The 26971-nt window shown below is 68.6% G+C and carries 23 protein-coding genes; 11 read left to right on the top strand and 12 right to left on the bottom strand.

Annotated elements, in window-relative coordinates:
- Positions 1-236: 236 nt before the first annotated feature.
- Both ACFOSH_RS30685 and ACFOSH_RS30690 read right to left on the bottom strand, forming a co-directional pair.
- Positions 237-659: a VOC family protein gene (locus ACFOSH_RS30685; protein WP_378242790.1), complete on the bottom strand. Its 423-nt coding sequence runs from the start codon at positions 657-659 to the stop codon at positions 237-239.
- Complete coding sequence (locus ACFOSH_RS30690) at positions 652-1233, bottom strand: PadR family transcriptional regulator (protein ID WP_378242792.1); 582 nt, start codon at positions 1231-1233, stop codon at positions 652-654. The genes ACFOSH_RS30685 and ACFOSH_RS30690 overlap by 8 nt, the downstream gene beginning before the upstream one ends.
- A 124-nt stretch (positions 1234-1357) precedes the next feature.
- On the opposite strand from ACFOSH_RS30690, the gene ACFOSH_RS30695 reads away from it, so the two are divergent.
- Positions 1358-1741, top strand: a complete 384-nt coding sequence (locus ACFOSH_RS30695) for a nuclear transport factor 2 family protein (protein ID WP_378242794.1) — start codon at positions 1358-1360, stop codon at positions 1739-1741.
- Between the two features lie 3 nt (positions 1742-1744).
- Here ACFOSH_RS30695 and ACFOSH_RS30700 read toward each other — a convergent pair whose 3' ends face one another.
- From ACFOSH_RS30700 to ACFOSH_RS30725, 6 genes are all read right to left on the bottom strand, one after another.
- The gene (locus ACFOSH_RS30700; protein WP_378242796.1) at positions 1745-2410 is read right to left on the bottom strand and encodes a DNA alkylation repair protein; all 666 of its coding nucleotides are present in this window, start codon (positions 2408-2410) and stop codon (positions 1745-1747) included.
- Positions 2411-2502: 92 nt separating this feature from the next.
- Entirely contained in the window at positions 2503-5919 is a 3417-nt protein-coding gene (locus ACFOSH_RS30705; protein WP_378242798.1) for a hypothetical protein, read from the bottom strand.
- A gap of 53 nt (positions 5920-5972) precedes the next feature.
- Positions 5973-9059 (bottom strand): ATP-binding protein, encoded by a 3087-nt coding sequence (locus ACFOSH_RS30710; protein ID WP_378242800.1) that lies wholly within the window; start codon positions 9057-9059, stop codon positions 5973-5975.
- Entirely contained in the window at positions 9059-9697 is a 639-nt protein-coding gene (locus ACFOSH_RS30715) for a hypothetical protein (protein ID WP_378242802.1), read from the bottom strand. The genes ACFOSH_RS30710 and ACFOSH_RS30715 overlap by 1 nt, the downstream gene beginning before the upstream one ends.
- A gap of 24 nt (positions 9698-9721) precedes the next feature.
- Positions 9722-11353, bottom strand: a complete 1632-nt coding sequence (locus ACFOSH_RS30720) for a tyrosine-protein kinase family protein (RefSeq protein WP_378242804.1) — start codon at positions 11351-11353, stop codon at positions 9722-9724.
- Positions 11354-11356: 3 nt separating this feature from the next.
- The gene (locus ACFOSH_RS30725; protein ID WP_378242806.1) at positions 11357-12028 is read right to left on the bottom strand and encodes a toll/interleukin-1 receptor domain-containing protein; all 672 of its coding nucleotides are present in this window, start codon (positions 12026-12028) and stop codon (positions 11357-11359) included.
- A 166-nt stretch (positions 12029-12194) separates the two neighbouring features.
- On the opposite strand from ACFOSH_RS30725, the gene ACFOSH_RS30730 reads away from it, so the two are divergent.
- Entirely contained in the window at positions 12195-13130 is a 936-nt protein-coding gene (locus tag ACFOSH_RS30730; protein WP_378242808.1) for an SEFIR domain-containing protein, read from the top strand.
- A gap of 25 nt (positions 13131-13155) precedes the next feature.
- Here ACFOSH_RS30730 and shbA read toward each other — a convergent pair whose 3' ends face one another.
- Positions 13156-13830 carry an RNA polymerase sigma factor ShbA gene (shbA, locus tag ACFOSH_RS30735; RefSeq protein ID WP_378242833.1) on the bottom strand — a complete coding sequence of 225 codons (675 nt, stop codon included), beginning with the start codon at positions 13828-13830 and terminating at the stop codon, positions 13156-13158.
- Positions 13831-14074: 244 nt separating this feature from the next.
- On the opposite strand from shbA, the gene ACFOSH_RS30740 reads away from it, so the two are divergent.
- Positions 14075-16780, top strand: a complete 2706-nt coding sequence (locus ACFOSH_RS30740; protein WP_378242810.1) for a hypothetical protein — start codon at positions 14075-14077, stop codon at positions 16778-16780.
- A gap of 10 nt (positions 16781-16790) precedes the next feature.
- Here the strand turns inward: ACFOSH_RS30740 and ACFOSH_RS30745 are convergent, their stop codons facing one another.
- Positions 16791-17774, bottom strand: a complete 984-nt coding sequence (locus tag ACFOSH_RS30745) for a hypothetical protein (protein WP_378242812.1) — start codon at positions 17772-17774, stop codon at positions 16791-16793.
- A 271-nt stretch (positions 17775-18045) separates the two neighbouring features.
- Here ACFOSH_RS30745 and ACFOSH_RS30750 point away from each other — a divergent pair, with 271 nt between their 5' ends.
- The 4 genes from ACFOSH_RS30750 (at position 18046) to ACFOSH_RS30765 (ending at position 22427) form a co-directional block, all read left to right on the top strand.
- Positions 18046-18204 (top strand): hypothetical protein, encoded by a 159-nt coding sequence (locus tag ACFOSH_RS30750; RefSeq protein WP_378242814.1) that lies wholly within the window; start codon positions 18046-18048, stop codon positions 18202-18204.
- A 194-nt stretch (positions 18205-18398) separates the two neighbouring features.
- On the top strand, positions 18399-20585 hold the full coding sequence (locus ACFOSH_RS30755) for an ATP-binding protein (protein WP_378242816.1): 2187 nt from the start codon (positions 18399-18401) through the stop codon (positions 20583-20585).
- Between the two features lie 165 nt (positions 20586-20750).
- Positions 20751-21152: an STAS domain-containing protein gene (locus ACFOSH_RS30760; protein ID WP_378242818.1), complete on the top strand. Its 402-nt coding sequence runs from the start codon at positions 20751-20753 to the stop codon at positions 21150-21152.
- Between the two features lie 27 nt (positions 21153-21179).
- Positions 21180-22427, top strand: coding sequence for a PucR family transcriptional regulator (locus ACFOSH_RS30765; RefSeq protein ID WP_378242819.1), 1248 nt, complete (start codon positions 21180-21182; stop codon positions 22425-22427).
- 16 nt (positions 22428-22443) lie between these two features.
- On the opposite strand, the gene ACFOSH_RS30770 is transcribed toward ACFOSH_RS30765, so the two are convergent.
- Positions 22444-22842 (bottom strand): STAS domain-containing protein, encoded by a 399-nt coding sequence (locus ACFOSH_RS30770; RefSeq protein WP_378242821.1) that lies wholly within the window; start codon positions 22840-22842, stop codon positions 22444-22446.
- Positions 22843-22980: 138 nt separating this feature from the next.
- Between ACFOSH_RS30770 and ACFOSH_RS30775 the strand changes: the two genes are divergently transcribed.
- Entirely contained in the window at positions 22981-23811 is an 831-nt protein-coding gene (locus tag ACFOSH_RS30775) for a universal stress protein (protein WP_378242823.1), read from the top strand.
- A 9-nt stretch (positions 23812-23820) separates the two neighbouring features.
- Here ACFOSH_RS30775 and ACFOSH_RS30780 read toward each other — a convergent pair whose 3' ends face one another.
- Positions 23821-24180 (bottom strand): hypothetical protein, encoded by a 360-nt coding sequence (locus ACFOSH_RS30780; RefSeq protein ID WP_378242825.1) that lies wholly within the window; start codon positions 24178-24180, stop codon positions 23821-23823.
- A gap of 69 nt (positions 24181-24249) precedes the next feature.
- Between ACFOSH_RS30780 and ACFOSH_RS30785 the strand changes: the two genes are divergently transcribed.
- From ACFOSH_RS30785 to ACFOSH_RS30795, 3 genes are all read left to right on the top strand, one after another.
- A complete protein-coding gene (locus tag ACFOSH_RS30785) occupies positions 24250-25338 on the top strand; it encodes a carboxylate-amine ligase (RefSeq protein ID WP_378242827.1) in 1089 nt (362 codons plus the stop codon).
- 183 nt (positions 25339-25521) lie between these two features.
- On the top strand, positions 25522-26136 hold the full coding sequence (locus tag ACFOSH_RS30790; protein WP_378242829.1) for a flavodoxin family protein: 615 nt from the start codon (positions 25522-25524) through the stop codon (positions 26134-26136).
- Positions 26137-26268: 132 nt separating this feature from the next.
- A complete protein-coding gene (locus ACFOSH_RS30795; protein WP_378242831.1) occupies positions 26269-26832 on the top strand; it encodes a hemerythrin domain-containing protein in 564 nt (187 codons plus the stop codon).
- Positions 26833-26971 lie beyond the last annotated feature (139 nt).

A 26971-nucleotide genomic window follows, 5' to 3' on the forward strand; every position in this document is an offset into this window, starting at 1 on the left:
CACTCGGTCCGAATTGTTCTGTCGCAAGACCAATCGTCCCAAGTCAGAGGGCATCTGCGCGCCTACGACACGATCAACTCACCACAATCATCGGTGGATCCAGGTCTGGTGTCGCGAAAGTGGCTTTCGCGACACCAGCGTGGCGGCGAGGTGTCGGCCCGGGGGTGGTCGTTACGAAGAATCTCCCGCTCTATCCGAGGCCGACACGCCACCTTTGGCTTTCGGCCTAAGAGCCCTCAGGCGACGAAGATGCAGAAAGGATGCCCCGCCGGATCCGCGTAGACGCGCAGTGGTTCTTCGGGGTCATCGCTGCGGTCCAACCGGAGCCGCCCGCCGAGTTCGAGGACCCGGGCGTGCTGCGCCTCGAGCTCCTCGACCGAGTCCACGGTCAGGTCGAGGTGCAGCTGCTGAGGCACCGGCCCAGAGTCCGGCCAGCTCGCTTCTTCCAGCCGATCGACCTGCTGAAAGGCAAGCTGCGCCCCACCGTCCGGGTTTCTCAGCACCAGCCAGTCCTTGTCCTCGGCACCGGGCCGAGGCGGTTCGTCACCCGGACGGTAGTTCCACACCAGCAGACGCCGATAGAACTCCGCGAGTACGCGGGCGTCGACGCAGTCCAGCACCACCTGACGGAACGCCGGGCCCTTTTCCCGCTCAGCCACGCCGATCACCTCCGAAACCCGCGGCCGCCCGCCGGTCGAGCACCGCGAGAACCTGTTCGCCCCACCGGATGTTCTCCTGCTCGAACGCGATCCCGCGGGCGAGGGTCAGATACGGGCCGACTCGGGGCGCGGTCGCGAGGAACTCCGCCTCGGCGGATTCGCCGAGCAGGCGATCCCGGAGGCGTTCGAAGCGTTTGAGTTTCGTTTCGGCGGTGGCCATCCTGTCGGCGACAGCGTGCCGGATCCGCTCGTCGTCGCCTGCCTCGACGGCCTGGATCTGCACCAGCAGTTCGTCACGGATCGCGGTCGGCTTCGGTGCGCGCGTGGTGAACTCGGCGAGTTCGGTCGCGCCGGTGTCGGTCAAGGAGAAGAGCCGCTTGTTCGGGCGCCGCTCCTGTTCGACGACCCTGGCCGCCACGAGGCCCTGCGACTCCATCTTGTCCAGCTCCCGGTAGAGCTGCTGGGGTGTCGCGGTCCAGAAGTTGGCGACCGACGCGTTGAAGCCCTTCGCCAGGTCGTAGCCCGAGGACTCGCCATCCAAGAGCATCGCGAGGATCGCGTTCCGCAACGCCATGCAGCGATGATAGCCACCGGCTGGATTAGTCGCAAAGTTGATTAGTCACTTTGATGGACAGGCACGAAACGATCACCTACGCTCGGCGATGTCTACTCAACAAGTTGACTATGAGGAGAGCGTCATGCCCACGTTCCGTCAGGCAGTCGAAGCGAAGGACGCCGCCGCGATCGAGGCGATGCTCGCCGACGACGTGGTCTTCACCAGCCCGGTGGCTTTCAAGCCCTACCAGGGAAAGGCCATCACCGCGGCGATCCTGCGCGGGGTCCTGCGCGTGTTCGAGGACTTCAGCTACGTCCGCGAGATCCACGACGGCGCCCACCATGTGTACGAGTTCGAGGCGACCGTCGACGGGCTTCGGATCAACGGGTGCGACCTCCTGACCTTCGACGAAGACGGCAAGATCACCGACTTCAAGGTGATGGTCCGGCCGTTGCGGGCGGCGGAGGCACTGGCGGCGCGTATGGGCGCCCAGTTCGAAGCGATCAAAGCGGACGCGCTCGGCTGAAGCTCATTCTTGCCGGCGTCGTACCATTTCGGCGATCCAGACAGGCGCGAACGGTGACGTGCAGTTCGGCGGGGTCGGATAGTCCTTGAGCACCTGCAGGCGCTCCCCGATGCCGATCGCCCGGGCACGGTGCTCCGCGTGCTCGATCCCGATCTGCGCCAGGCAATGGTTCATCGCCCACTGCAGCCGATCCGGCGCGGTCTTCAGCTCCGCCTCGATGACGTCGAGCAGCCGGGTGAGGTCCAGGCCCTCGGGCTGCTTCGCCACGCGTTCGGTGGTCAGCGCCCAGCCGGCACTGGCGACCACGGGATCCGGGTCGGCGGACCAGGCCAGGCGGAGCTCTTCGGCGTGCGGGTTCTTCTTGACCACGTAGTTCACGAGCCAGTCGTGCACCTTCGGGGTACGCGCCTCGCGCACCATGCGGTCCAGCTCGCCCGCCTCGAACGCCTTCGGACGGCAGATCAGGAGCGCGAGCAGTTTCGCCGCGGTGTCGTCCGTGTCCCAGAGCTCGCGCGCGAGCTCCTGCTGGGTTTTCAGCCGCTTCGCGAGCGCACGCAGCTTGCCGAGGTTCACCCCGTGGTCGTCACCGTGCTTCTCGTTCACCTGGCGTGCGCGCGGATCATCGAGGGCGGCCAGTTCGGCCATCACCTCGGCCGTCGTCCCGGTCACCTCGGCCTCCCGTCCACGTGTGTGGCTTTCAGCCTACGAGGCACTCCGTGTGGAGGAGCCGTTCGGCCCCTCCACACGGGCGACGTCGACCGCTATCCGCGCCGGGCCAGGTCGTCGGCGTGCTCACGCAGGAGCGTGGCGACGCGCGGCCAGCCGACGTTGATCCGCCGGGCCCAGCCACGATGACGCTCCGCGAGCTCCCGCGAGTCGCCGTCCTGCACGGTCAGGCCGAGGGCGAAGCCTTCCCGGAGATGCCCGCCGTCGGCGACATCGAGGACGTCCCGGACCGGCTCCGGCGGCCAGCCACCGTCCGGCACGGGCGATCCGCTCGCCAGCACGGTGCCGATCGCCCGGTCGCCGAACTCGGCCCGGCCACGCTCGGCGAACTCGGCGCGGGCGCGCGAAACCCAGGCTTTGAGCGCGGCGCCGTCGAGGCCGGAGGCGGTTCCACCCGGCATGGTGCGCGTCTCGAAGATCACGAGCCACGCGTTGACCAGTTCCACACTCGGGGTGCCGTCGTCCTCGGGATGGATCCGGGTGCAGAGCTCGGCGAACGCGCCGGGATCCTCGGCGAGAATCCGCTGAAGGCTCCGGGGGTTCCGGCGGTGTTTGAGCGCCGCGTGGAACCGCAGCTCCAGCCGCGCGACCCCGACGTCCGAGCCCCCGGCCTCGACCAGATGGTCCAGCAGCGGGCCCACCCCCACGACGGCCTTGCGATCGGGCTGCTCGACACCGTCGGCGGACGCCTGGAGCAGCACCTCTTCGACCAGGGACGCGGGCAGCGGCGGCGGCTCGGCCGCGCACGCGCCCAGTGCGAGCGCCCTGACCGCGGTCCACGGCCGCCGCCGCGCGAGCTGCGTGACGAAGGACGACTCCTGTCCCTCGGGAAGCGGCCACGGGCCGACGTGCGCCCAGAAGCTTTCGAGGACCGCCTCGTCGGCGGAATCGAACAGCGCCAGCGCGTGCTCCACGGGCATCGCCAGGAGGAAGTCGACCAGCCTGTCCTGCCCCTTGAGCTGCGTCGCGACCTCCTGCCGCCATTCTTCGCCCTGCGACCGTGCCATCTCGCCCGCCCAGCCGGACGCCCAGTCCTCGCGACCCAGTTCCGCGAGCGCGTCCTCCTGGAGGTCGTCCGCGGCCACCTCCGCCGCGACGACTCCGACCAGCCTGGGCCGGGTGCTCTCGGCGGCGAGGGCGCTCAGCCCCGCGGCACCGTGCTCGCGCAGGACACCGCCGACGGCGTCGCGGCGAAGGCGATCGATCTCGGCTTCACGCTCCTCCGGATCGAGGGAATCGCCGCCGTCCAGATACGGATTCCGGCCGAACAACAGCCCGTGCCGCCCCGGATTGACCACGGGCTCGATCATCTCGGCGCAGGACTCCAGCCATTGCAGCAGTTCCTCCGGCAGCGTCCAGCCGGCGCCCGCGTAGTGACGATGCTCGGCGGTCAAGCCGGTGAGCCGGTCCCACAGGCGGAGACGTTCGTCCCCCGTGAGCCTGTCGGTGTCCAGCCTCGTGAGGGCTTCCACCACGCGGTCCCACTGTGCGGTGTTCAGCTCGGGCAGCTGCTCGAAGAATTCGCACCACCGGTGAGGCCGCTCCCCCAGCGCGGCCAGCGCCGAGGTGACCAGCCCGTCCCCGAACTCCGGCCCGCCGTCGACGGCCACCGGCGGCGCCGGGATCGTCCATTCGAGCCGGACCTGGGGCCGCCGCGGACTCGCGAGGAGGTGTCCTCCCGGACCACGCAGCAGCGCGAGAGCCAGCCGCCAACCGGCTTCCGGGGAGCGGCGGCCGATCGCCCTGACCAGCTCCGTCCGCTGCCCGCCGGGCAGGTCGAGATACGGGTGCCACGGCTGCACGAGGGTGATCAGCGATTCGAGCGGCTGATCGCCCGTCCCCCGCCCCGGCCGCGTCAGCTCGGCCATCAGCGAGACGACCATCGGCAACGCGTCGTCGGACCAGCTGACCGTTTCCAACGCCGCGGTGAGGCCGTCGGACGTGTCGTTCAGCGGCGACGGGTCGCAGGTCAGCGCGCGATCGACGGCACCGAGGAACTCCTGGGGAGCGGCCTCGGCGAGCAAGGGCAGCACATCGGCGAGCGAGCGCCAAAGCACCCCGTCCGCGTCGTCGTTGGCTCGCCCGAGCAGTTCACGGACCAGCCGCGCGGCATGCTCGGCGCCCGTGACGCCGCCGGACAACGTCGTCTCCCCCTCGGAGGCCAGCAGTGCCGCGCTCCGCGCCAGCCCGTGCCTCAGCTCCGCCGACCACGTCCGTCCGGGTTCTCTCTCGGTGAGCACCTTGACGGCCTCTTCGTGCCAGCGCCGCAGATCCTGCGCGCTCAGGCGGCAGTGGAGGAGCGCCCAGGCGTCGTGCGGATCCGCGAGCCGCACCCGGTCACCCGACCGTGCCAGGAAGGGGTCGTCGCCCGCCTCGGACCTGACGAAGAAGTCCGTGAGCTCCTCGGTCTCCCGGCCGGCGATAACGGCGATCTCGTCCAGATCGTGCCGCGATCCCGCCGACCACCGGCCGACCAGCAGGAGCGGCGCGGCGAGATCGCGCTCCAGCGGGTTCACCCACTTCGGGAGATCACCGGCGACGGCGAGCTTCCGGCGCAGGCTGCCGAGACTCCGCCGGGCGAGGTCCGCGTAGGTGTTCACGTCGGCGGGCGGGACACCGGCCGCGGCGAACGCCCCGGCCGCCTCGTCGCGGGGAATCCCGGGCAGTACCAGGAGATCGGCACCGTTCCGGTCCGGCGTGCCCCGCACCACGACGACATGGCCGGCGCCGGTGTCCCCCTCGACCATCTCGACAGCGGCACCGTCCACCACGGCGACGAAAGGAGCGTCCAGGTTCCGGCAATGCCGCCAGCCTTCCTGGCTGGACACCCGGACCGCTCGCAGACCGGGCCGGTGGGCCGCCAGCGCCGTCGCCACGAAAGCCGCCGCCTCGGTCCGGCTGCCGGCATGGATCGAGAGGACCGAAGGCGCGGCGTCCGACCACGCGCACAACCGGTCCACTTCCCGGTCCCTGCCGAGCACCGGGAGCGTCCCGGGCAGCGCGGGACGCGTCTCGTGCCGCCAGGAATCGAGCCACTCCGGCAGGTCTTCGAGACCTTTGACCACACCGATGCCCAGTTCCGGGGCGACCCGGATCAGTTCGGTGATCAGGCCCGCGATGTCCTGCTCCGTCGTGTGCCCACCGAACCGCCGGTAACGCAGGCGGGAGAATTCGGCGAGGTCGGACGGCAGTTCGCTTTCGTCCGGCATGTCGGCGTCGTCGACGAGCACGGGGATGACCTTCTTCCCCAGCCGCAAGGCCTCGGCGATCTCCTGCCGGGCTTCCTCGTCGAGGTCGTCGAGGCCTTCGGCGCCGATCGGCACCACCAGGACGGACGCGGAGCCACCGGACCGGAGGACCCGGTCCTTTCCGAACACCTGACCCAGACTCCGGTCGAGACCCCGGATCCGGTCCTGACCGTCACCGGGACGGACGGTGAAGATTCCTGCCATGGTGCGAAATCCTTTCCTGCGAGCAAAGTTGACGGGGCGTACGTGCTGCAGTTTCACTCGGCTTCGTCGCGAGCGCGGGCGAGCACCTCCTCGACGGTGAGCGGGCTGGCCGGATGGTGGGTGAGGCACAGCGGAGTGGTGATCCGCTGGAAGCCGAACGCCTCTCCCGACACGTAGAACTGGGCGCGTTCCAGCCGCGAGATGTCGTCGACGGGGCTGCCCTTGGCCCTGGCGAGCTCGTTGGCCGCGGCGATCTGGGCCGGGCTGTTGAGCCTGCCGAAGAACTGCGTCATCGCGTTGCCGACGACCTGGTTGTGCAGGCCCTTCGGTGCCTGCGTGGCGAACAGCAGCCCCAGGCCGTACTTCCGGGCCTGGGAGGCGAGCACGATGGTGCTGCGGGTGCTCGCCGTCAGCGTGCCCGACGCCGCGAGCATCTGCGCCTCGTCCATCACGAAGAGGGCGCCGAGCGGCCGGTCACCCGCCGGATTCCGCTTGGCCCAGGCGAAAAGTTCCATCTGGAGCTGGTTGACGAAGTTCTGCCGCTGCTTTTCCGAAGGCAGCCCGATGAAACTGATGACCGAGACCCGTGCTCGCTTGCCTTCCCCGGGAGCGAGCAGAAGCCCCGGGTCGACGGGCTCGCCACCACCCGCCAGGAGCGGGTCGTTGACCATGGAGGCCTTCAGCAGTTCGGCCAGCTCGGCCGCCAGTTTCCTCCCGTTGTTCAAGGTGCTCACTCCGTCGGGCAGGTCTTCGAGCAGCCCGATCAGTTCCGGCAGGCTCCGGGACCCGGTACGGGCGTGGTGCACGACGACCTGCCGCAGCACCGCGAGCCCGACGCTGGTCTTCGCCGTGCTCCCGGTCAGCTTCACCTGGGGAGCGAGCGCGGCCACCGCGACCTCGACGGCCGCGTTGAACTCGTCCTCGTCGTCGAGGACGCTCGCGAAATCGGGCAACGGCTGGAACGCGAGCGGCCTGCCGCCCGCCCGTCCCGGTGTCCACACGACGACGTCGGTCTCGGCCAGGTACCGCTTGGCGAGCTGAGCGTCGTCCGGCCCCCACGCCTCGGGCTGCTCCGGCCAGGCGTCGCCGAGCCGGGCGAGGTCGTTGTTCGGGTCCAGCACGATCGCCGAAACCCCCTGCAGCGCGCACTCCTCCACGATCCGCCGCAGCAGCACCGTCTTCCCGGAACCGGAACCCGCGAAGACCGCGGCGTGTTTCCGCAAGGCAGCCAGTTCGATCCTGACCGGTTTCCCGCTGCCCGTCACGGTCCCGAGGGTGATCTGCCCGTCGGCGGGCGGCGAGGACTCCTCACCGGATCCGGATCCTTGCCGGGGAACGGGTTCGGGAAGAATGGCCGACAGCAGTTCCGACCGGCCGGCGGGACGCCGGTCGACGAGCCACTCGTGGAATTCCCGGCTTCCCTCGGCGAACATCTTGTCGAGCGCCCAGAACGTGCGGATGTCCTCATCGGACATCTTGCGGGATCTTCCACCATCCTCTACGAACGCTTCGAGTTCCTCTTGGGTCTTGTCCCCTCTCGACCATTCCAGGTTGCGGAGCAGGACAAGATGGCGGTTCTCAGCGCCCTTCCGCACCCCTGCCGCCGATCGAGCCTTACGGAAGCGGTGAAGCGCGGCGATGGGGTGCGTTGCCGCGATGGCCCGAAACGCCCAGTGTTCCTCCAGGTCCGACGTCTCGTCCAACGTGCGGGTGAGCCAGGCATGCAGCTCGTTCCGGTCGCTCTTCGCCCCGTGGACCCATTCCATGTTGTCGTCGCCGACCTCGGTGATCCATCCCCGGAGCGCGGCGGACAGCAACCGGGGCATCACCTTGTCTTCGACCTTGGGGTTCAGCAGTGCCGACGGGTCGGCCTCCGACCGATGCTCCTCGAACCGTTTGTCCAGCTCCGCGAACCGGTCTGCGGCCATCGCCACCCGCGGCGGCCCTGCCGTCCGCACACCACGTTCGTCGAATGTGGTCAGCTCGGTGATTCGGCCCGCACGCACGCAGGAATCGACGTGCGCGACGATCCTTTTCAGGAGCTCTCGCGGTGACGTCTCCTCCCACACGCCGTCGAAGGCGACGGCCGATACCGGCCAAGTGGGGTGGGGCGGCATGAACTTCATCGCCTCGTACGCGACTCCGAGACGCTTCTCGACCAGGGCTCTGCCGACTTCCGCATTCGTGACACGGCCGAGGAACTCGGCTTCTCGAAAGCGGTCCGGGACCGTGTCCGTAGCCTTCTTCTTGAGCAGTTCCCAAGTGCCGGGCAAGCAGGCGAGCACCGTCATGGTCCGCTTGGTCACTTCCCGGAGCCCCATGAGTCCGTCCGCGATATTCGCTACGAGCAGGTCCTCCTCGGCGCTGCGACGCATATTCTCGGTACCCACCGCGGAGCGGGCCACCAGGGTGTCGAGCTGGTCCACGGCGATCACGATCGGGCCGGTGAGCGCGAGCAGCCGGGTGATGTTCTTGACCTGGGTCATCGCGGACTTGGGGTCCGACCGGATACCCCATTTGCGGCGGTCCCCGGATTTCGACTCCGGGAACACGCCGAGATAGTCGTCCCCGACGTAGTTCTTGTTCGGGTCCTCGCTCGCGTAAAGCACCAGTGCCCGTGCCGTGTCGGCGCATTCCCTGGCGACGTCCCGATCGAAGGCTCGCAGGCCGTCGACAAACGTGTCGATGTCGCCCCTCGACAAGCTACGCCCGGCCAGGATCTTCTTGGTGACGTTCGCCTCGATGCTCGCGCGGAGGCAGACGCGACGGAGGAAACTGGTGAGCTGAGGCACGCCGGAGCCGTCGAGCCGCGAAAGGCCGCGACGCATCGCCTCCACGGTGTCCTCCCAGAAGGCGTCACCCGCCGTGAGATCGTTGAGGAAGAAGTAACCGCGGGCATCGTGTGTCTGCTTACGGACGAGTCCGAGCAGGTGGGTCTTGCCCACTCCCTTCTTCCCTTGGAGGACCAGCCCTAGGGGACTCGGGCCGTCGCTGGCGACGGCCTCCCTGATCCCCGCGCTGACCTGAATCAGGACGCCCGTGTGCAAGCCGTCGACGTGGTAGGGCGAGTCACGCCACACGTGGTCGGGTGTGTCGGCCCAGTCGAAGCGCAGGGCCGCGAGCGCCGCCTGGGGATCCATCACGGCTCCTCGATCGAGAGCAGATGGTTGTCCTCACCGCCGATGCGAACAGCTGCGGCATGAGCGGCGGCGGTAAGTGTCTTGCGGTTCGACTCCGGAACAAGACGGACCTGCCCGGACCGGCTGAGTTCCTTCAAGACCGCGTCCACATCCACAGTGGACACTTCACCGAGCATCGGCCGCAGATCCACCAGCCCGACCCAATCTCGGGGAGCGTCGGAGAGTTTGCGGTAGGCGATCCGGATCCGGGTCTCGATCTCCTCGGTCGTCAGTTCGACATCGGGCATGAAGAGGTCGGCCAGCCGGAGCTTCTCCCTGCGGAGGTGTCTGCCGAGTCCGTTGAGCAGGACGTACAGGGCGCTGCCCAGACTGGTCCGGGGCGACGGCGCTTCCTCCACGCTCAGTTCTTCCTCGCACCAAGCCCAGCCGCGCTCGGTCAGCTCGTGGACGTAGGGACGGCCGCGGAGCACGGTGCTGCGTTCGCTGACGACCAGATCGAGCTTGTTGAGCTTGGTCCGATCCACACCGTCGAGCGGGAACCCCACGATCTCCCGGAGTTCCGGGTTGGGCACCTCACGCGCGATCACCATCAGCGCGAGCATCGCCGCGGTCTGCTTCTGCCCCAATTGATCCGTCATCCGTGGTCCTTCCGTACCTGGTTGTCACTGATCGAGAAATCCGCTGAATCCGTGGCGCGTCACCCGCGCTTCGGCGGTCCGCACCGCCCAGTCGATCGCCGCGCGGGTGCCGGGCGGGATCACGGCGCGGTGGTTCTGCTCGACTTCGGCCGCCCGGGCCCGTGTCGCCGACATGAGCTCCTCGGCGAGGTCCTGGACCCGCTCGCGCTCCCCCGCGCCGATCGCGACCTGGAGTTCGGCGACGATCTCGTCCACCAATCCCCACATCAGCGGGCGCAGTCGCGCGCGGGTGGCTTGCCGGAGCACGCCGGCGACGTCGAGCTCACCCGGTTCGACGAGCGCCGTCGTCCCGGTGAGCTGGTCCACCAGGTTCCGGGCGATCTCCACCGGGCCGCGGGACGGTCCGAACTCGAGATACCGCAGGTTGCCGACGTAGCCCGGCAGCGTGTTCGCGTCGGTGCCCTCGGTGAGCACCGGGACGACCCGGCGATCCTGCCCCAGGGTGCGGTGCAGGAACAGCTCGACCTCGGCCGACTGCCACCGGCTCACTTCCCTGTCGACGATCAGGCACAGATGCTTCGCGTCGTCCTCGGTCTTTTCGAGCATCGACCGTTCTCCGGACAACGACAGCACCGGCCGGATGCCGAGCTCTATCAGGTATTTCCTGAGGTCGTCGGCGAGATCCATGGTCGTTCTGGTCGTACTGACCCGGACGTCGTAGGTGAACGTGCGTTTCTCCGCGCGGATGGCGGCGACGTAGGCGTCCCGGTTCTCGGCGAGCAGGTCCGTCCGGTCGAAGTCGTGCGCGACGACCGCCGCGACCGTTTCCAGCGCGAAACTGATCTGGTCGGTGCTCGGGCTGATCTCCGTCATCACCGGAAGCTGCTCGCCGAAGGTCCAGAAGGAGACGTACGGCAGTGTCAGGTGACGCGACATCACGTCGGGTGAGACGTCGCGATCGAGCCAGCTGCGGAACAGGTCCTTCGTCTCTTCCAGACAGATGCGCCGCCACTCCTCCGAGCGCGCGTACTCCTCACGGGCGTCGAATCTGGACAGCACCGGGAGGACGGTCAGCTGCGGCCGGTCGTAGGGCATGCGGTCGCGAGCGGCGTTGGCACGCGCGGCGATCTCGACAGCGCCCTTCATGCTCTGCACGTTCGCCGTGAACAGCACCACGAGCCGATCGGGCAGGTGGGCGGTGCAGATACCCCCGATGTCGGAGATCCCCGTGCGGCTGTCGATGAGGACGTAGTCGTAGGCGGCCGTCCACTGTTCACGGCATTGTTCGAGGTAGTCGCCGAAACCCTGTTCGTACAGGCCTTCCCAGTCGAGATCCTGCACTCGCCGGACGTAGGCGTCGTCCGCCCGGCCGGCGGTGATGACGTCGAGCTTCACCTTCCCGGTCAGCCGGGTGGTGTGCGCGCCGGGGCGGAGCCTGCCCTCACGGAAGTCGTCGATCAGGTCCACGACGCCACCCGACGGAGGCGTGCTCATCATCGGCCGGAAGTAGGTGTCCAAACCGGGCGCTTCGAGATCCCAGTCCAAACACAACACGCGATATCCCCAGCGGGCCAGGAGAACGGCGATATTGGCCAAGGTGAAGCTCCGCCCGACGCCGCCCTTGTAGGAGTAGAAGGTGACCACGGTTCCCGGCATGAGTCAGAACCTCGGCAGCTTCGACGGCCTTGGCGGCTCGGGTGCCGGCGTTTCGACCGGCCACTCGGAACACCACAGCGGTGCCTGCGCGATGATCCCCACCAGGTCCTCCACCAGCCGCTCCATCTCGCGGTCGAAGTCGAGGTACTCGGGGGTGTTCTGATACTGCGGATGCGGCTTGTTCCAGTTCCGGAAACTGTGCATCTGGCGCTCGTGGGCATAGCCGGGGAAGTTTTCCGAGTCACTGAAGATCACCGGGTAGATCAACCGGACCATCTTCGCCGCACCATCCCTGGCGACGATTTCCTCTCGCTTCGCCATGGTGTGCCATTCCGCGAGGCATCGCTCGTCGCGAAAGTACTTCGGGGAACAGATCGGGATCAGGATACGAGCACGCTGCAAGGTGTCTCGGACCACCTGCAGCCACTTTCCCCCGACAGGAACGTCGTCCTCCAGAAATATCTTGACGTCATAGTCGACATTGTCGTCCAGAAGTCGCTGAAGCCGAGGATGGAAGTGATTCCGCACCCAGTCCGGAGCGTCGCCCCCACCTCGGCGATAGCTGATGAACACGTCGTACTCGTACACGAGCGCCATCGCCCCTTCGCACCCCGATCCGCTTGACAGCCCCGATAGTAGGGGCCTGTGACGCCTTCGAAAAAGGTCCAAAAACACGACAAAAACTGGACACCGCGGCGCACACGGGACTGTCATGGACATCGGCGAGTCCAGAAGAGACAGAAAGAGGACAAGCACTCGACAATGAGTGCGGCCGGGCAGGCGAGCGTCAAGAATGCGACCACCGGGGACGGCCTGTTCCCTTCACAAGACAGGAGTTTCGATGCCCGACAACGAGGCGCCGCACGTGTTCGTCACTTACGCACATGATTCACCGGAACACAAGGAGCGGGTCCGCCTCTTCGCGGATTTCCTGCACAGCCGGATCGGCCTCGAAGTACACCTTGATCAATGGGACGACGACGAACGCCGCGACTGGTCGTTGTGGGCGTTGAAGCACCTCGACACGGCGAATTTCGTGGTGGTCGTCGTTTCCCCCGAATACAAACGTCGCGCCGAGGGAACGGCGGCGTTCGATGTAGGACGTGGATCGCAGTTCGAAGCGGCACGGCTCCGCGATCGGCTGACCCGGGATCTCGGCCGCGAGATCAAACGAGTGCTCCCGGTCGTGTTCCCCCAGCAGTCCGTCGAGGACATCCCGAACTTCCTCAACCCGTTCTCCACCACGAGGTACCCGGTCGAGGCGTTCACCGAGGAGGGCGTGGAGGACTTGCTCGCCGCGATCACCGGCAGGGCGCGGCACCAGCGCCCCGAACGCGGGCAGTGGCGCGGAGGCGCGGTGAGCGCTTCCGGTCCTCGCCGGACCTCGCTGGCGACAGGCCTGGAATGGCGGGCGTGCAGCACCCACGTCCGGACCGAGGGCGCGCGGATCAACGACGTGCACTACGCGGACAGCGTCGTCCTGCGGGCGTCGGAGCGGCTCGGCTTCGTCGAAGTGGACCTCGGAATGGCCTACCGGAGGCTGACCGCGGTGGCCGGCGTCCTCGACGACGCCGCCGAGCCCTTCCAGGTCGGACACTTCCGGGTGCTCCTGGACGGGAGACCGTCCCCCGAAGTCAAGGTGGCGCTGGGGAAGCCGGCCAAGATCGACATCGGCGTCACCGGTGTGCTGACGCTCCGGCTGGAGTTCCACCGTCCGGGCACCACGGAGACCATGTGGCTACCGGAACTGGCCTGGGGAGATCCTGTCCTGGAGTGATTCAGTCCTGGAGTGACTCACGAGCTCAGAACTCATCGGTCTCCTCCTGCATCAGTTCGCGGAGCTTCACCAACCCCCGGTGCTGCTTGACCCGCACGTTCCCCGGTGTCAGCCCGAGCGCGGCCGCGGTCTCGGTGGCTGTCAGCCCGACGACGATCCGCAGGGCGAGCACCTCACGCTGCACCCTCGGAAGCTTGGCGACGAGCCTGCCGAGCCGCGCGCCGAGATCGACGCCGAGCACGTGGTTCTCCGGCTCGTTGCGGACCGATCCGGCCTCCGGCAGCTCGGCCACGGGGTCGGATCGGTCACGGGACACCATACGGAAGGCGTCGGCGACCTTGTTGGCCGCGATCGCCCGCACGAGATAGAGGAACGAACCGCCTCGATCCTCGTACTCCGGCAGCATTTTGAAGACCGCGAGGCACACTTCCTGCGCGACGTCGTCGGCCGACAGGTAGGAAAGGTCGCGGCCGCCCATCCTCGCGCGGCAATAGCGCACCAGGACCGGCTTCAGGACGGCCAGCAGCGCGTGGACGGCGTCCGGGTCACCGGTCTTCGCCGCCAGGACAAGCGGGTCGAGCACCTCTTTGGTCAGCCGCCCCGACGGGCGCGTCGCGGCCCCCAAAGTGCTGTAGCCCTTGACTTCATCGCCGATCGGGCGAGTGTGGACGGTCGACATCGGATCGACCGTGCTCCTCATCTCGCTCGCGGTGCCGGTGGCGGTTCCCATGTTCTCTCCCGGGCGTTCACGGTCCGAATGCCCGGTAATCGGGGGACGCGGCGGCGACGTTGCGGCCCGGGGTTTCTTGTCCTGGTTCTGTCCGTTGCCGAAATGCCCGGCAGAACAAGGACAGTTTTCGTTCCGGCGCGATCACCGGTAGCGAAATCGTTTCCCGGATCGATCCTTGCGCAGGCGAACCGACACGACCACTGGGAGAGCGCAGATGACGGATCCCGACCCTGGCCTGTCCGATGCCCACAACACCGATCGTTTCGATGTCTTCCTGTGTTTCACTCGAGCCGATCCTGAAGGCACGGCGCGGATGGCCGAGATCGGCACGGCACTTCGCGACGCGGGGCTTCGCGTGTTCCGTGGCGCCGTCACCGACGAGTTCGCGCCTGTCACCCGCGAACTCGCCGACGCGATCGCCGGCTCGCGCGTCGTGCTCGTGTACTACTCCCGCGTCCTTCCGGCCGGCGCTGTCTGCCGATGGGCACTGACCGCCGCGTTCGCCGCCGCCACGCGTCATGGCGATCCGGCCGACCGCGTACTCGCCATCAACCCGGAAGCCGACAGCAGGCACATCGCACCCGGGGAGCCTGCCGACGCGGCGTTCTTCACCGGCCCGGTCACCCCGCGCACCCTGCCCATCCTGGTCGAGCGAGTCCGGCGCAAAGTGGCCGACACCGTCCGGCCTCTCGGCGCCGGGAACCGGACGCGAGAACGTCAACCCCCGCCGCGGATCACCGGGCGGCACCGGGAGCTCTGGACTGTCCACAATGGTCTGCGCGCCCGGTCGGTCCTGATGGTGCGCGGACTGCCGGGTGTGGGCAAGACAGCGTTGGCGGAGCAGTACGCCCATCTCTTCCATGACAGCTTCGACGGCGGTGTCCTGCGGCTGGGCCCGTTCGGGCATCACGCGCCCGAAGAGATGCTTCCCCAGTTCCATCTCGCGTTGGCCCGCGTGGCCGGGGAACGGCTGGGTGCCGATCTGTCCGGAATGGACTTCGACCGGCTGCGCGACCACGTCGCCGGAAGGCTCACCGCGGCCGGGCACCGGGTCCTCGTCCTCATCGACGACGTTCCGGCGGGCCTCCCCTCGAACGTCCTTGACCGGCTGATGCTCCCCGCTCCCGAAGTGTCCACGGTGCTCACCGGCCGGGTGGGGCGTTCTTCATGGGACGTCGAGGCACTGGACCTCGCCGGGTTGCCGCCGGACGAAGGGCTCCGGCTGTTCGGCGAGTACCGCGCGCCGGCCGACGACGCCGAACGGGAAGCCGTGCTCCGTCTCCTCGACCGCTGCGGCGGGCATCCGATCACGCTTCGCGCCGCCGCTTCGGCCGCCCGGCACTGGCCGGGACGGCTCGGCGACCTCGCCTTCGCCACCTGCCCGGACACCGCGCCGCGGGCGATCCGTGACCTGCTGGCGGGCTTCGAGCCGGTCGCGGCCGGAATCGTCCGGCTGGGTGGCCTGCTGGCCCCGGTCCCCTTTCCGGTCGAGTTCGCCCGTGACGTGCTCGGATCCGCCGTCGAAGGCGATTTCGCCGATGCCGTCGACGAGTTGACGGAACAGGGTTTCGCCTCCTGCGTCGACGGCGGGTTGCGGCTTCAACCGCTCGTGGCCGAAGTGGCCAAGACCGGACCCGAGGCGGGCGGCCTGGCCGAAGCCGCGGCGAAGGCCTTGCTAAGGCTTCTCTCCGACGAGAGCACCGGGTACCGGGACTTCCTCCTCCAGCATGCTCGATGTCTCGCCGAACACACCGCCGCACCGCACCGGATCCGGCTGCTGCGCCCGATCGCGGCCACGCACGAAAAGTACGGTGATCCCTTGGCCGCGGGCGAGGTCCACGCCATGATCTTGGCCACCGAAGGGGCCACGAGCACGGACTTCGCGACGGCGGCGCGCGTGGAGATCGCCTGCGGGCTGTACCCGGAGGCCGAGGGGCACGCCCGGCGCGCGCTGCTGCTGGCGGGCACCGACGGCGAGCGGTACGCGGCCGGACTGATCGCCGCACAGGCCTTCGACTGTCAAGGCGACTACGACGCCGGTGATCGGGTGTTCTGGCGCGAGTACGACGGCCGGTTCCCGGGCCGACCGGAAGACCGGTTGCCCGCGGTCGTGGCGAGTGCGCAGGCGCTGCGCCTCCGCGGCCGTCCTCGGGAGTCCGTCGCCACGCTCGACGCGATCCTGCCGGAGCTCCGCGACGCGCCACCGGGCCCCGTGCGCGACGACCTCCTGCCCTCGGCGCTGCTGGAATACGCGCGCGCCCTGCTCCTCGACGACCATCCGAGGCAGGCGGGCCAAGTCGCGGCCGAGGTGGCCGCGGCCTTTCACGCGAACGGACGGGAGCGGCACCCGAGATGCACCGAAGCCGAATTGCTGCGAGCCGAGGCGACGGTCAACCTCGATCTGCGAGACCTTGGCGCGGATCCGGACCTGCGTGAGCTGGAGAGACGCTACGGCGCGGAGAGCCCGCAGGCCTTGATCGTCGCGGCCATGGCTGATCGCGCGCTCCTGGTTCTGGGACAACCGGAGCAGGCCTTGCGTGCGCTGAGCGCGACCGAGCGGACCGTGCTCCGCGTTCTCGGCGGCGAGCACCCCTTGCTCTACCGGATCAGGCACGGCATGGCCCAGGCCCACGGGCAGTTGCGCGAGTTCGACCGCCAGGCGGATCTTCTCGAAGAGATCCTCCGGCCACAGATCCGGCTCCTGGGCCTGTCCCATCCGGAAACCCTGGAGAGCAGGCTCGACCTCGGTCTCGCGCTGGCCTTCAGCGGTCGCGACCAGCGCGCCCAGGAACTGGTCGACGGCGCCGCGGACGCCATCCTCGCTGCTCCGGGCATCGCGACCGAGCTGTCGGCGAGGGCGATCGCGGCGAAACGGGCGATCCGGCTTCCCCCGCGTCCGCTTCGGTCAGGTAGGTCGTGAGTAGTGCCTGTCAGTTCGCCGAGCCGTGCGAGCCGAGGTCCGGCACCCTCCAGCGCACCCCGTAAGCGAAACCCGGTGCCAGGTTCCGGAACTGGACGTGGACCTCGCCGGTGGCGTCCGGCGTCAGGACGAACCCTCGCGCCGCCTCGTCACTCGCGTCGTCCTGGAAGACCCGCTCCAGTTGCACGACTTCCGCCGGGATCGGCGAGGCGAACCGGACGTGCAGGTCGAACAGGTCGACCGGATGCCGGGGGACGCAGACGAAGTGCGGATGCCTGATTTCCGCTCTGAACCGCAAGGCGATTTCGTGCTTACCGTGTCGCCGAAGCGGTTGGGGCAGGCGTAACGCCAGCCCGACGCGATCAGTGGACTCCATCGCTCGCCCCGCCAGCCGCCCGCCGTGGAACACGTCGACCCGGAGATCGTCGGTGCCGATGGCTTCACCTCGATAGACCGAGTCGGTCAGGGTCAAGGCGAGATCCAGTTCGGAGATGTCGTCGGCGTCCGCGACGATCCGGCGGAATTCGAAAGCCTCCGGAATCGGCTGGTCGAGCGCCAGCGCGACCCGCAGCTCCTCGGTGTGCCATCTCCTGCTGGGCCGGCTCTTTTCCGCCTCGTCGGATTCGTTCGTGGACGCCACCGCGACCTCGGCGAGCCGATCCATGCCTTCGTCGATACGGCGGCGCGCCGTCCGGTCGTCACGCTGCAGGTATTTGGCCAGCCAGCGCACCCGATCCTGGTAGAAGGGGTTCCCCGCCTCCGGGTGCAGTCCGAACGCGGCCAGCACGGCGGTCTGCAGATCATCGGGCAGCGAACGAGTCCACTCGGACAGGCAGTCGGTCAGCCTTCTCCGGATCTCCGCGTTTTCGTCGTCTTCGGTCGTACCGCAAACCGCGCGCAGCGCGGGGCCGGCCCGTTCGGCGAGCTGCGGCGCCGCGAGTCCCCTGCCCCGTCGAAGCACCTTCAATTCGCCGGCCAGGTCCACAGCGCTCACGGTCACACAGTCCTCCCCTAAATGGTCCGAACACGGTGGTCAATAGTCGTCAGCCCGGCCGCTCGTGTCCAGCCGCGCGCGGCGGTGTATCGCCGATCGTTATTTTGGGTTTTCCTTTCCCACCCAGACGGGAAACAGGAAACTCCTTGTCGCGCCCTCACCGGCGACGCATTCTTGGTGAGCCGCCGCAATTCGCGGCGAATAGCACCCCCACCAGCGGTTTTCTCGCGTTGTCGAGTGCTGCCCTGACACGCACTTCGAAGGAGTCGGAATGAAGGTCGAGTGCTCGCTTTCGCTGCTCTTACGGCTGGCTTTCTGGCTGTGGGTGGTCGCGCTCGTCATCGGACTGGCACTCGGCTGCGCACCGGGAACCGCGCCCGCGACCCCGGCCGAGTCCGTGGTCGCCACGCACGGAAAGGAGGTGGACTGACCATGCAGACCCACACCATCGGCCTGATCCTGGCCCTGCTCGGCTTCGTGTTCGGCTGAGGACACGGACGAAAGACGACCATGAAACGCGCGCGCAACCGGCGGCCGGGTCCGTGGACCCGGCCGCCGGACGGAAACCACTGCCGGGGCACCGTCCACACGGCCATACTGATCCTCCGACGAGGATGGGTGCTGATGAACGAGAGAGCCACGTTCGGAGCCGAACTGAGACGCCGCCGCAAAGCGGCCGGCCTTTCACTCACCGAACTGGCCGCTCGCACCCACTACAGCAAGGGTTATCTCAGCAAGGTCGAGACCGGGATTTCCGCGCCGAATCCGGCACTCGCCGCTTTGTGCGAAACCGAACTCGGCGCGGAAGGAGAACTGACCCCGCTGCTGCCGGGCGAACCCGTGCGGCGCCGGGGACGGCCGGACGTCCGGCCGTCCGGGCTGCCGCCGGCGACACCCTCCTTCGCGGGCCGGGCCGCCGAGTTGCGAGCGATCCGCACCGCGCTCGAAGCCGACGGCGGTGTCTGCGTCGTGTCCGGCATGGGCGGTGTCGGAAAGACGGAACTCGCGGTCCGGTGCGCGCACCGGCTGGAATCCGGCTTCGCCGACGGCTGCCTGTTCATCGACCTGCGCGGCCATGACTCCGGCGAATCCACCGAGGTACACGACAGGTTGTTACGTGTGCTCGGCGTTGCGGCGGACCGCATCCCCGCCGATCCCGCCGATCGCACGGCGCTGTACCGGTCCCGGCTTCGCGGCAGCAGTCTCCTCCTGGTGCTCGACAACGCGGTCAACGCGGCCCAGGTGCGCCCGCTGCTGCCCGCCGAGCCGAAATGCCGCGTGCTGATCACGAGCAGGTCCAGGCTGAGCGCGCTCGACGACGCCGAACACGTCTCCCTGGACATGCTTCCGCTCGCCGAGGCGGTGGACCTCTTCACCACGGTCACCGGTGTTCCCGCCGACGACACCGTCACCCGGGTGGTCCGCCGCTGTGCCCGGCTCCCCCTCGCGATCCGGATCGCCGCGGCGAGACTTCGCGCCCATCCGGCCTGGGACGTCGCGGAACTCGACCGGCGGCTGGACGACGAAGCCGCTCGGCTCGGCGAACTGGACGACGGTGAGCGCACCCTCGCGGCCGCGTTCCGGCTGTCCGTACAGCAGCTGAGTGCCGCCGAGTCGAGACTCTTCGGCCTGCTCACCGTCCATCCCGGAACCGACGTCGACATCCATTCCGCGAGTGCGTTGAGCACGCTTTCGCTTCGGGAAACCGATCGTTTGCTGGACCGGCTGCACGAAGCGCATTTGATCACCCAACCAGAACCCGATCGATACGGATTCCATGACCTGTTGCGCGCGTTCGCGACCGAATTCGTACTCACCGACGTGGAGGACGGAATGAAAGCGTTCAGCAGGCTCACCGCTTTCGCGGTTCGCAGTGCCGCTCAGGCCGACAAGGAACTCACCCCGCACCGCTTCGTCCCGGAGATCACTTTCGACCAGGGAACCCCGGAGCCGGCCCGGCTGGACGACAGCGAGATGGCGATGTCCTGGTTCCGCACCGAATGGCCCAGCCTGGTGGCCCTGTGCAGGACAGCGAGGGAACGCGGCGAGCACGACAGGTGCTGGCAGCTCGCCTTCTTCCTGCGCGACTTCTTCTTCGTGGCCAAACTCTGGGATCCCTGGCTGGAGACCCACCACTGGGCCCGCGCGTCGGCCGAGGCGATCGGGGACACCTGGGCGCTCGCCACCACCACGGCCAACCTGGGGGTCGCGCACGTCGATCGCGGCGACCTGGACGAAGCGTCGGAGTGTTACGGCGAAGCGCTCTCGCTGTTCCGGCGTATCGGTGACGGTCACGGTGAAACCACGACGCTCGCGCACAGCGGCTGGGCCGAGCACTACCGGGGCAACCACGACAGCGCGCTTCGGGACCTCAGGCTGGCTCACACGTTTTATGTCCGTGACGGCAATCGCCGCAACGCCGCGATCACCGGCCGCGGGATCGCGCTGGTGCTGACCGCGATCGGACAGCCCGCCGAAGCCGCCGCGCTCGCCATCGAAACGCTGTCCGTCTTCGACGAACTCGGACTGGACCTCGACGCCGCGATGGCGCTCAACTGCATCGGCTGGGCCTGGTACCACGCGGGGCGTCACGACCTCGCCGCCCCGGCCTATCGTGCCGCCGCGGACCGCGCCGAAGCCTGCGGCAGCCGCTACGAAACCGCGCGCGCTTACACCGGCCTCGGCAATGCCGCGGCGGCTGAAGGCTCCGCCGCGCTGGCGGGCGAACTGTGGGATCGAGCCGACGAAATCCACCCCGACCTCGACGAGGTCATGGTCGGCGAGACCGGGGCGCGGCGGGCGCGCACGTGAGACAGGCCCGTGACCAGCCGGGCACCGCTCATCCGGCGAGCCGGGTCGCGGGGCTGCTACGGTTGTCCCCGTCGCGGTTCAGACACCAGCCGCCGGGTCCCTTCTCACGGGTCCGGCATGTCCACCGGGCAGCAGCCGGTCCCCCGTACCGGCAAGGAGTCAAACTTGACGGACTACCGCGCTCCCGCTTCCGATCCGCCCCGCTCGGCACGGAGATTCGTGTCCCCGCTGAACATCTCGATCACCACGTCCGCCACCGAGACGGTCGTCACCGTATCCGGTGAAATCGATCTCGCCGTGTCGGACGGCCTGCGGCAGGCTCTGGAAGAAGAACTCAGGTTCACCCCCGCGGCGCTGATCGCGGACCTGTCCGCGGTGAGCTTCTGCGATTCGTCCGGTTTCACCGCCCTCGTGCAGATCCGCGCGAAGGCCGAAGAATCGGGTGTCCCGTTCATCATGGTCACCCAGGAGCGGGCCCTGCTGCGCCCGATGTCGCTGCTCGGCCTCGACTCCGTCTTCACCGTGCACCCGACCCTCGATTCGGCACGGGACGCGCTCGCCCGCTGACCAGCCCGGCTGTCATGATGGTCGGTTGTGACGGGTGACAAGGATCCGGGGTTCCGCATCGGCGGACGTCCACTGGCGGAACGGCTGACCGAGGTCCTGCCGTCGCTCGCGAAGACCGTCCTGTCCGAGATCGTCTCCAGAATCCCGGAATACGGCCTGCTCCCCGCCGAAGAACTCAGCGGCGACATCACGCACGTGATCGAGCAGAACCTGCGGTCGTTCATCGACACCCTCCGCACCGGGGCGACGCCGTCGCAGGAGGAACTCGACTTCCTCCGCGAATCGGCCGCCAGGCGTGCGGAAGAGGGCATCCCGATCGACATCGTGCTCACCGCGTACCACATCGGTATCCAGGTGGTCTGGGCGTCGCTGACCCCGGACGCGCGGCCGGAGGAGGTCGCCGACGTCCTGGCGGTCAACGCGCTGACCCTGCGCTACCTCGAGGTCGTCACGCCCGCGGTCGGCGCGGGTTACCTCGACGAGCGCCAGACGATGTTCGACGACGAGCGTTCGGCGCGGCATACGGTGCTTTCCGCCCTGCTCGACGGCGACCCCGCGGACGTCGCGGCCGGACAGGCGGGCCTGCGCCTGCCGCCGTGCTACATCGTCCTCGCGGCGTCGGTCGGGGCGCATCCGGATGAGGAGGCCAACGGGGTCGACCCGCTGGTCGCCGGCCGCCGGAAACTCCGGCGGCTCCGGGTCGAACTGGAGCGGCAGATCCGGGGCACGGTCCTGACCTCACTCACTTCCGAGGGCGGTATCGCCCTGCTGCCGCACGAAACCGCGGCCGACGAACTGTCCACACGCGACTGGGCACGGCTGGAGCGGGTCCTCGCCGACGTCGCCCGCACGGCGGGCGCGGAGGTCATCGCCGGGACCGCCGCGGCCGGACCGTCCGACGTGCCCGCCGCGGCGAGGCTCGCGCAGGACGTGCTCGCGGTCGCCGCCGGATCCGGGCGGCCGCCCGGGCTCTACCGGCTCGACGACGTCCTGCTCGAATACCAGCTTTCCCGTCCCGGCCCCGCCCTCGACCGGCTGGCCACCCGGCTCGCGCCCCTGGACGGCAACGAAGAACTCCTGCAGACGCTGGAGACCTTCCTCCACCGTGGCGGGCGACGACAGACCGCCGCCGACCTGCACGTCCACCCCAACACCGTCGACTACCGGCTGCGCCGGATCGCCGATCTCACCGGGCTGGACCCGACCCGGCTCGAACACATCGCGTTGCTCAACGCGGCCCTTTCGGCCCGCGCCGCCACCGGCCGCCCCTTGTGACGTGTCACCAGGACATCTACAGGACGTGCAGGCCTTCGCCGTCGTAGAGGTCGAGCATCCGGCGGGCGGAATGGCACTCGCCGGGGAAGATGAACAAGAGCGTGCCCGCGTCGTCGGCCAGCAACTGCGTCCGCTGGAGCACCCGGATGCCCGCCGCGCCGAAGAAGTCGAGTTCGGACAGGTTGACGATCAACGTGGCGCCGTGGCCGTGGAGCCGCTGGCTCAACATGTCCCACAGCCGGGGCGCGGTACCGAGGTCGACCTCGCCGTTCGCCTTGACGACGGCGGTCCCCTTGGTCGGCCTGCTCACGTGCAGTTGGAGACGTCCCCGCGGTTCTTCGAGCACCCGATGTTCGGAGGACACGGAGAAGGCGCGCTTCTTGTCAAGCGCGCGGGGCGTCGACAGGGAAGTCATATGTGGAAGTACCCCGGCACGGGGTGCCACGAAACCGGCGGGGAACATCGGTGGCTTGAAGACCCCCGAAAGCGGGTATCACCCACAAGTCGGAGGTGATGCCCCATGTCCGCCGGACGAACTCGCCCGGGACCGGTCGTGACCGGTTTCGATGGATCGCCGGAAGCCCGTCGCGCCGTGCGCTGGGCGGCCGCCGAAGCGAAAGCACGCGGCCTCGGCCTGGTCCTCGTGTACGCCGACGAGGCCGCCGAAGTGGAGCACGCACGCGAGCAGCTCGCTTCGATGACGGAGGCTTTGGAACGCTCCGACCCCGCTCTCGACGTCCGCACGGCCATCCGTGACGGCACTCCTGACCAGGTCCTGACCACGGTCGCCGACGAGGCGGACGCGGCGATGATCGTGCTGGGCGAATCCCACACCGGGTTGTTCACCAGGGCCGTCCTCGGCTCGACGGAATCCGGCGTGACCAAGACCGCCGGACGTCCGGTCGTGGTCGTCCGCGGGGAGGAGCCGCCCCCGGGCGGACCGGTGGTCCTCGGGACCGACGGCTCGGAGCAGAGCGCGCAGGCGGCCGGCTTCGCGTTCGATTTCGCGGCGCGTCACGGCCTCACCGTGCACGCGGTCCACGTCGCGCGGATGCCGATCTGGGGTCCCGCGAGCGAACCACTGCTCGGCGGGCCGGTATTGGATCCGGCGCCCGGCCTCCCCCAGGAGATCGCCGACGAACTCGTCGCCAGGCAGCTCAAGCCGTGGCAGGAGCGCTATCCGGACGTCGCCGTGGAGACGGTGCACGGAGTGGGGCCCGCCGGGCAGGCGTTGACCGTGCAGTCCAGCGACGCCGCGCTGCTGGTCCTCGGCCGGAGCGAGCACGGTGATCTCCGGCGTCTGCTGCTGGGTTCGATCAGCGACGACGCCCTGCACCACGCGCACTGCCCCGTGGCGGTGGTCCGCGCTCAGCCGGTCAGCTGACAGCGGGTATCACGAAGAAGCCAGTTCTCCGAGCATCCGTTGCGAAGCGCGCAGCTCCGCGGCCATCAGCAGACCGCCCTCGCGGGCCTCGGCGAGCGAGTGACCGACGTCGGCGACCTTGGCCCAAGCCTCCGTCGCCGTGTCACCCGCGCCTACCCTGCCCGCCAGCAGGCTTTCCTCGAGCTGTCCCTGCAAGCCCGGCAGGACATGGGCGAGGTCGTCGGCGAGCTGCTGCAGCGCCCCGATGGTCCGGCGGAGGTCGGCGGGCGAGGTCGGCTCGTCGTCCCGCATCCGGCGGTACAGGCGGCGCACGACGCTTCCGGCCTGCGCGGCCAGCAGGTACGACGGCTCTTCCGGCTTGGGTCTCATGCCCCGAAGTACCCCGTCCTCGACCTGCGAAACCAGTTTGTGCCCGAAGAAGCGGGGGTATCAGCGGTTGTGAACGACAACGTGCTCACCTTCGGGGTCGAGGAAGAGTTCTTCGTGGTGGACCGGGACGGGCACCTTTCCTCGGCGGGCGACGCCGTCGTGGACGCCGCGGACGAGGAGCAAGGCGAACTCCAGCAGGAACTCACCCGCTCCCAGGCCGAATCGGCCACCGGCATCTGCACGACACGCGACGAAGCCGAGCGCCAGCTGACGACGCTGCGGGGCGAGCTGGCACTGGCCGCCGCCCGGCGGGACTGCCGCCTGCTGCCCAGCGGCTGCCCGCCGTCGGCGGAAACGGCTTTGCCGGTCATCACGCCGAATCCGCGGTACGAGCGGATGGCCGAGCATTTCGGGGCGACCGCGAGGACGTCGCACACCTGCGGCTGTCACGTCCACATAGCCATCCCCGACCGGGAGACCGGGATCCGGGTGATCGATCACGTCCGGCCCTTCCTGCCCGTGCTGCTGACCATGACCGCCAATTCCGCGATCTGCGACGGCTACGACACCGGGTACGCGAGCTGGCGTTACCAGCAGTGGAGCCGCTGGCCTTCGGCCGGTTCGCCGCCACTGTTCACCTCGCTGGACCACTACGAAAGCGTCGTCGAGGGCTGGCTCCGTGCGGGTGCCATCCTCGATCGGGCGATGATCTATTGGGACGTAAGGCTTTCCGAGAAGCAGCCGACCGTGGAGTTCCGGTTCGCCGACGTCGCGGCAACTCCCGGCGAAGCGGTTCTGTTCGCGATGCTGATCCGCGGGCTGGTCGGCACCATCCTCGGCTCGGCGGGAAGCCCCGCGAAGCTGTCCAACGAGGTTCTGCGGGCGCAGATCTGGCGTGCGTCGCGGGAAGGGCTCTCCGGGCGCTGCCCGCATTTCCGGACCGGTGACCTCGCCCCGGCGACCGACGTGCTCGACGACGTCGTCACCTTCGCGGCCGGTGCCCTCGAAGAGACCGGCGACCTCGATTTCGTCCGCGACGGCTGCGCCCGGCTGGCCGCCGGAGGCTGCGGGGCCGACCGTCAACGGGCGCGGTTCGAGAAGCGGCGACGCGCGGAAGACGTCGTGGACCTGCTGGCCGAACGCCCTTGGATGCGGTGACCGACGCGCCGACGTCCCTGCTTCGCCGGGGCTGCCCGCGCCGGTCCACCTCACGGCCGGCGGACGTACAACCTCGCTGCACCGGCCGTTGTCCTCCGATTACCCACTCGCGAAGGAACTACACCGGCGTTCACGAGCGGGCGATGCGGTTTCCCCGGGTCACCGTCCGGGTAGCCCGCCGACATGACCAAGCAGCCGTTGAAAGCTCTCGCCCTGGTGTGCTCGCTGAAACCGTCGCCCGCGCCTTCGAGCAGCGCGCTGATCGCCCGGCAGCTGCTCGACAAGCTGGCCGAGCACGGCGCCACCGGCGAACTCGTGCGCGTGGTCGACCACGACGTCAAACCCGGTGTGGACGCCGACATGGGCGACGGCGACGCCTGGCCCGAGATCCGGCGCAAGATCCACGCCGCCGACATCCTGCTGATCTCGACGCCGACCTGGGTCGGCCACCTGTCCAGTGTGGCCCAGCGTGTCCTGGAACGGCTCGACGCCGAACTGTCCGAAACGGACGACGAGGGCAGGCCCGCGATGTTCGGCAAGATCGGCGTCACCGCCGTCGTCGGCAACGAGGACGGCGCGCACAAGATCACCGCGGACCTGTTCCAGGCCCTCAACGACACCGGTTTCACGGTGCCGGCCCAGGGCGGGACCTACTGGAACGGCGAGGCGATGAAGGGCGGCGACTACAACGACCTCGAAGAAACGCCGGAAGCGGTCGAATCGACCAACTCCACTCTCGCGGCCGACGCCGTCCACCTGGCGAATCTGCTGCGGGAGAACCAGTATCCCGCGTCATGATCGTCAAAACACTGCAGGGGCGAACATCCCCGGTGGCGTACCGCATCGGGCTACCGACGAATCCGGGTGATTGAACCGCGGGTGGCGGGTACCCGGGGGATGTCGGACTGACGTCGAGGACAGGAGTCGTCCATGACCACCACCACGAAACACGACCTCGTCTCGGTGATCACCGAGGATCACCGAGCCTTCGAACGGATCTTCAAGGAACTCGAATCCGGCAAGGGCGGTGACCGGCACCGCAAGGATCTCGTGGACCACGTGATCGCCGAACTCGTCCGGCATTCGGTGGCGGAGGAACAGCACATGTACCCCGCGGCGCGGAAGCACATCCCCGACGGCGACGACGTCGTCGGCCACGAGCTCGAGGAACACGCCGAAGCCGAGCGGGTGATGAACGACCTCATCGGCCTGGAACCGAAGGACAAACGGTTCGACGAGCTGGTCGGCAAGCTGATCGAGGACGTCCGGCACCACATCGAAGAGGAAGAAAGCGATCTGCTGCCGAAGCTGCAGGCGGCCTGTTCACCGGAAGACCTTCGGGAGCTGGGCGAGAAGGTGTTGCGGGCCAAGGAGATCGCACCGACCCGGCCGCATCCCGCCGCTCCGGACCAGCCACCGGCGAACCGGATCCTGGCGCCGGGAACGGCGTTCATCGACAAGATCCGGGACGCGCTGGAAGGCCGCGCCACCTGATCTCCCGTGAAGGCCCCCTTCCCTCTGCTGAGCCGCAATGCCAGGAACTTAAGGGCTGGCGTTGATCACGGTTTGAGGGTGGTGGGCGTGGTGGCCTGAGAGGGCAACGAGGCTCGGGCTAGGACTGGTGATTGTCGAA

Source organism: Amycolatopsis speibonae (assembly GCF_042647925.1).
In the GTDB taxonomy this organism is placed as follows: domain Bacteria; phylum Actinomycetota; class Actinomycetes; order Mycobacteriales; family Pseudonocardiaceae; genus Amycolatopsis; species Amycolatopsis speibonae.

What these genes read in the sequence shown, in the direction of transcription:
- ACFOSH_RS30780 (WP_378242825.1), bottom strand. Translation starts at nt 24,180, where the DNA reads ATGAGACCCAAGCCGGAAGAGCCGTCGTACCTGCTGGCCGCGCAGGCC.
- ACFOSH_RS30795 (WP_378242831.1), top strand. Translation starts at nt 26,269, where the DNA reads ATGACCACCACCACGAAACACGACCTCGTCTCGGTGATCACCGAGGAT.
- ACFOSH_RS30720 (WP_378242804.1), bottom strand. Translation starts at nt 11,353, where the DNA reads ATGCCGGGAACCGTGGTCACCTTCTACTCCTACAAGGGCGGCGTCGGG.
- shbA (WP_378242833.1), bottom strand. Translation starts at nt 13,830, where the DNA reads ATGAGGAGCACGGTCGATCCGATGTCGACCGTCCACACTCGCCCGATC.
- ACFOSH_RS30790 (WP_378242829.1), top strand. Translation starts at nt 25,522, where the DNA reads ATGACCAAGCAGCCGTTGAAAGCTCTCGCCCTGGTGTGCTCGCTGAAA.
- ACFOSH_RS30690 (WP_378242792.1), bottom strand. Translation starts at nt 1,233, where the DNA reads ATGGCGTTGCGGAACGCGATCCTCGCGATGCTCTTGGATGGCGAGTCC.
- ACFOSH_RS30695 (WP_378242794.1), top strand. Translation starts at nt 1,358, where the DNA reads ATGCCCACGTTCCGTCAGGCAGTCGAAGCGAAGGACGCCGCCGCGATC.
- ACFOSH_RS30715 (WP_378242802.1), bottom strand. Translation starts at nt 9,697, where the DNA reads ATGACGGATCAATTGGGGCAGAAGCAGACCGCGGCGATGCTCGCGCTG.
- ACFOSH_RS30755 (WP_378242816.1), top strand. Translation starts at nt 18,399, where the DNA reads ATGAACGAGAGAGCCACGTTCGGAGCCGAACTGAGACGCCGCCGCAAA.
- ACFOSH_RS30710 (WP_378242800.1), bottom strand. Translation starts at nt 9,059, where the DNA reads ATGGATCCCCAGGCGGCGCTCGCGGCCCTGCGCTTCGACTGGGCCGAC.
- ACFOSH_RS30770 (WP_378242821.1), bottom strand. Translation starts at nt 22,842, where the DNA reads ATGACTTCCCTGTCGACGCCCCGCGCGCTTGACAAGAAGCGCGCCTTC.
- ACFOSH_RS30730 (WP_378242808.1), top strand. Translation starts at nt 12,195, where the DNA reads ATGCCCGACAACGAGGCGCCGCACGTGTTCGTCACTTACGCACATGAT.
- ACFOSH_RS30705 (WP_378242798.1), bottom strand. Translation starts at nt 5,919, where the DNA reads ATGGCAGGAATCTTCACCGTCCGTCCCGGTGACGGTCAGGACCGGATC.
- ACFOSH_RS30750 (WP_378242814.1), top strand. Translation starts at nt 18,046, where the DNA reads ATGAAGGTCGAGTGCTCGCTTTCGCTGCTCTTACGGCTGGCTTTCTGG.
- ACFOSH_RS30740 (WP_378242810.1), top strand. Translation starts at nt 14,075, where the DNA reads ATGACGGATCCCGACCCTGGCCTGTCCGATGCCCACAACACCGATCGT.